Below are 4,984 nucleotides of genomic sequence, written 5' to 3' on the forward strand. Positions count from 1 at the left end.
TATCCGAAAGCGCCCGAGCTGGAGCAACTGGCCCGGCATCCCCTGGTGACTTATGTCTTCAGCGACCGGCCGGAATCCTCCCTGATGCAGGCTTTCAATGCCCAAAACTTGCGGCCCAACATTGCTTTCACTGCCCGGGACGCGGATGTAATCAAGACCTATGTGCGCATGGGTCTGGGCGTGGGCGTGCTGGCCTCCATGGCGGTGGAGGAAGGCAGTGATGATGACCTGGTTGCCCTGGATGCCCGTCATCTCCTGCCGCGCCTGACCACCTGGGTCGGCTTTCGCCGCGACAGCCTGCTACGCCAGTTCCAGCTCGACTTCCTCAGCCGCCTGGCCCCGCATCTCACCCCCGAACGCGTGGAAGCGGCCCGGGAAGCGGAGAACCAGGCCGAGGTGGATGCGCTGTTTGCTGAGGTCAGGATCCCGTTGCATGACAATCCACCAAGGCCGCAGTTGGCCGGCTGCTGAGGTTTTTGAACCTCGCGCAGAGAGCGCCAAGGGCGCGGAGAGAGATTGGTTTTCTCGCAGAGGCGCGGAGACGCTGAGGGTTGTATTGCTGGGTGCCTTTCAGTTGTGGGAGCGGCGTCCGCCGCGATTGGTGCCAAGACAAGGCATCAATCGCGGCGGATAAGTAGTTTGCCCTCGTTCAACGCCTTAGCGAGCAACATCGCCACTTTCTAGATCCAGAACCGCAAACCCAAGCCTTGGACGGTGTCGGTCATCCGAGGATCCCGTGACTTCCTGAAAGCTCCCGCTGATGAACAGCTTCCCATCTATGGGGGATAGAAGCGTTGCAACAAGGTCCGTCTCGGGCTGCCAGTCTGAGATCAGCGTCTTCGAATCAAGATCAAACGCCGCCAATCGTCTGCGCGGAGTGTCTCCTGACTGTTGAAAGGCTCCCGATACAATTAGCCGCGAACCATCAAAAGCAATGCTCGAAACTGCGTCGCTGACGCCTATTTCTCCCATTTCCAATAAGCTGTTCTCCTCAAGGTCTATAATGGCCAGTCTTTCTCGCTCGACCTCGTTAATTGATCGAAATTGCCCGCCGATCAGTAAAGAATCCCCAAACAACCCAAGCACGCTAACGTTGGAAGCGGCATTGAATTCAAAACTCTTGTCCAACTCACCGGAAACCCGGTGAAGCGCAGCCAATCGCAATTTATCTTCTTCATTCACCTCTCTGAACCGCCCTCCTATATATAAGCGATCCCCCTTCTTGGCGATAGCACTGACTTGACTTGAAACATTCGGGGCCCATCCAGAAACCAGTGCGCCGTTATATCGGTTCACAGCCGCAATGTTGTGCCGCGCTTCTCCATCAACTTCTGATAGACGCCCCCCAAAATATAATCTCTCATCATCAACCGCCAAGGCTCTTACAGTGCGCCCGACAATCTCTGGTGGGTCCCAGCTGGGAGACTTTTCTCCCGTCTCTGCATTTAAAGCTGTCAGATAACCCCAGTCCGGCTCGCCGGCTTCAAATGGGAAATCGCCCGAGGCATACAATGTTCCCTCGTCCAGGAGCAGCCGGGACAAGTGAGTGGGTTGATCAGCCCGCCAGTCCTCCAATACCTGGCCGGTCTCCCGGTCAAGGGCCGCCAGATAGCGGCGGTCATGGCCTGTGATTTCCTGCAACCGCCCGCCGAAAAAACCCACATCACCGGAAAATGCCATCGTGCCTGCGGTAAAGTGACCGCTGGCGCCCGGATTCCAGTCGGCATTCAATTCGCCGTCCGTCAGATCAAAGGCGGCAAGCAGTTCACGCTCCACCCCGCCGGCTTGACGAAAGTTCCCTGCGGCGTACAACCACCCCCCATGTACCCCAACGCCCCAGACGGCGCCATCGGCTGAAGTCTCCCAACCTGCCACGACCGCCCCCGTGTTTCGATCAACTGCGGCAAGATTATCTCTGGTCAAACCGCCAACGGACTCAAAGTCACCCCCCAGGTACAATCGCTCTCCGTCCGCGGACACAGCCATCACCAGCCCGTCGACCGCGGGATTGTGGTCCCACAGCCGCTCTCCGGTCTCCGGGTTTAGCGCCATCACGCCATTGGCGGCTTCCCCGCCAAGGGTTTCAAAATAGCCGCCGACATACACAACACCGTCGGCAACATGCACGGTAACCACCACGTTGTCGGGTGTCTCCCCCCAATCCGGAATGAGCTCGCCAGTCTGCGCATCCAGTGCCGCCAGGGCCACGCCCGAATCGCCACCCACGGATGCAAAACTTCCTCCCACATAAACCCGCTCCCCGTCCGTGGCCAGGGTCCAGACCGTGCCTTCCGAGCCGGGGTTCCAGTCCGGATCCACCGCTCCGTCGACAGCGCTCACCAGCGCGAGTCCCTCGCGCTCAAAACTGTCGCCGTCGCGGGAAAGATTGCCAAAAAGCCCGGAGACGAAGACCCGGTCTTCATGCACCGCAATGCCGGTCACCGCCTCGTCCGTGTTGGCACGCCAGCCACGATCAACACGGCCTTGCGCGTCAATTCGTGCCAGGTTTCGCCGGGGCACGCCACCGACGGATTCAAAACGCCCACCTATGTAAAACCCTCCCTCGCCGTCAGCGGCCACCGCGAATACTGAAGGCCCATCGATATAAGGCACGGCACCAGCCAGTCGGCCGGAGTCCATATGTACTGCGGCACCCGGGCCGGTCAACGGACCCAGGCGGGAAAAATCACCGCCCAGATAGATCCGATCCGCATCGACGGCGGCATCAAAGACCCTGCCGGTCACCCTGTCATACTTGGTCGCCGCCAAGGGGACTGGCCTGGCACCGGCCGGATAGGACAGTGTGGCGTCCGACTCAATCACGAAAAACCAGCCGGTATCCGGATCAAAGCCATCATCCGCTCTCAGGACGAGCGAGCCACCGGTTTCATCCGGCATCATGCCACCATCATCGCAGAGGGTGTAGTTGAGCCAATCGCAATCCGAATCGGAGGAATAGAGCAGATTCACCGGCTCCACTGACTCCCAGGAAAGATACATCGCGCCTGCCCGGGAGTGGCTGCTCAGAGCTGGACGTTCGACGCAGCTCACCATGACCGAGTCGACGTCTTCTGACGCCATCACACCGGTCGCGTCGTCCACCTGGCAGAATCGTCCGGCCGGCTGATTTTCCACGGAAACTTCCCAGGATTGCCCCGGCAGCAGACGTGTCGAGAATGCGAATTCCCCGTCCGCCTCAATGCCCAAGACTTCGTCATCATTGAGTGCGAGATGGACAGAATCACCGGCCAGACCCTGCACCTGACCGCCGACCGAAAAGCCGAATTCGCCATCACTGCACGCACTCAAGGCCGGCAATAAAGCGCTATAGAGGAGTATCCGCCGTATCATTGCATTGACCCTCCGCCGCAGGACGTACCCGGTACCGGCCAGAATTCATAGTCACTGCACGGTGACGCGCCATTGCAGGCCCGGAAACGAAGCTGAGAGCTGGTATCCGCCTGGGGAGAGTAGTTCGTTACTCCCTCCGTCCCTTCATGCAACTGGACCCAGTTACTGCCATCATAACTGAAGTCCGCGGTATATCGGTCCGCTTCGGGATCGCCGCTTGCATCCCATTGGAAGATGAACTGTGGGCTGCCTGCCCAACAGCCCAGAAAGTCCACCTCGATGTCGTGCACATGCAAATCAACCACCGGGGGTGGAGTCCCGCCCAGGCAGGCGCTTGGCTTCCCATAATCTGACGGCCCCGGCAGCCCGTCGCCTTCGGGTTGATTGGACCTCACATAAGCATCAGTTGCCGAACCACTGCCATACAAATAGCTCGCATCGTCGGGAAATGGCTGACACTCATGCAGCCCTTCCGGGTTAATGAATCCTCGTTCAGTTATCTGAGGATTGCCATTATTTGCTCGATACAAGCCTTCGAGGACGCGCCCATGTGTATCGATAGGGCGGTTCCCGGGAAGAAGAAATCCGCGATCCAATGAACGATACAATAAATTTGCAGCCATGGCTGATATCCGTGGGGCCGCCCAGGAGCTACCTCCCGGATTATCACCATTCAAGGTTGGAACATCATCCGCGACAAGGTTCAGGCGGTCGCCTCGATCAGCCTGTGGGTCGAGGCAATGGGTTCCACCCGCGCCCCAGGTATGCGCCGCTGAGATGACATTCCCGGGACGGGCCTGGTCGGCAATACGGTCATCGTGACCGAGATTGCCGGCGGCGTTGATGTAGGCAACCCCCGAACAAACCAGAGATTGAATGAGAACATGTTCAGAGTCGGGATCGTTGGACGGGTCAAGATCCGGGCAACCACCTGGACCAAGGGTTACATTTCCTCCGCTCCTGTTGACCACCCCGATCCCGAACTGAGAGCGATTCTCTTCGATCCACCTTAACGCCGCCGAACGATCACTCTCGTAATACTGATCGTCCCGCGCCGCTGTGCTGACATGGACAATACGCGACGCTTCGGTGCGGTCGGCAATAATCGAGGAAACCTGTTGCCCATGATCATGAACACCGACTCCTGGCAAGGGAGGATCCGTGGGTGCCTGCATCACGCAGTTTCTGACATCCCCCTTGTCATAGGATCCGTTTATCTCCCAGTCGCAATGCACCCGCGCCATGGTCTTGCAGTTCTGATCGGCCGGGTAATAACTACTGCAATTCCCCCAGGTATCAGCAAAAACCTGACGAAAATCAGGGTCGTTGGAATCCAGGACGATTCCCCTGGCTTCGATCACGGCAACATTCCAGCCGTCAATTTCGCTGCAGCTACTGTAGCCGTAAGCTACTGATGCCCCCCCCCAAAATCAGGCTTGAAGAAAGGCAAACGGCAGTTCTGAACCATTGATATGACATGGGGACACCCTCCCTGGCTGATAAATTGAGGACTTTCCTGCTGACAGAAAAAAGCCCATCTTCAATAATCAAGATTAGACAGGTAGGGTGGTTTTTCAAGTATTTTCGAGAGCGGTTTCATCAAGAAGATATTTTTACACAGTATCAGTGCCAA

General features: G+C 57.8%; 3 protein-coding genes. 1 reads left to right on the top strand and 2 read right to left on the bottom strand.

From position 1 onward, the window contains the following. On the top strand, positions 1-471 hold a 471-nt coding region (locus ACJWXQ_RS11300), incomplete at its 5' end, for a LysR substrate-binding domain-containing protein (protein ID WP_406672832.1). 186 nt (positions 472-657) lie between these two features. On the opposite strand, the gene ACJWXQ_RS11305 is transcribed toward ACJWXQ_RS11300, so the two are convergent. Further along, the gene (locus ACJWXQ_RS11305) at positions 658-2,970 is read right to left on the bottom strand and encodes a hypothetical protein (RefSeq protein ID WP_346052048.1); all 2,313 of its coding nucleotides are present in this window, start codon (positions 2,968-2,970) and stop codon (positions 658-660) included. 377 nt (positions 2,971-3,347) lie between these two features. After that, a complete protein-coding gene (locus ACJWXQ_RS11310; RefSeq protein ID WP_406672833.1) occupies positions 3,348-4,712 on the bottom strand; it encodes a hypothetical protein in 1,365 nt (454 codons plus the stop codon). Positions 4,713-4,984 lie beyond the last annotated feature (272 nt).

It is taken from the genome of Natronospira sp. (assembly GCF_007134575.1).
Classification (GTDB): domain Bacteria; phylum Pseudomonadota; class Gammaproteobacteria; order Natronospirales; family Natronospiraceae; genus Natronospira; species Natronospira elongata.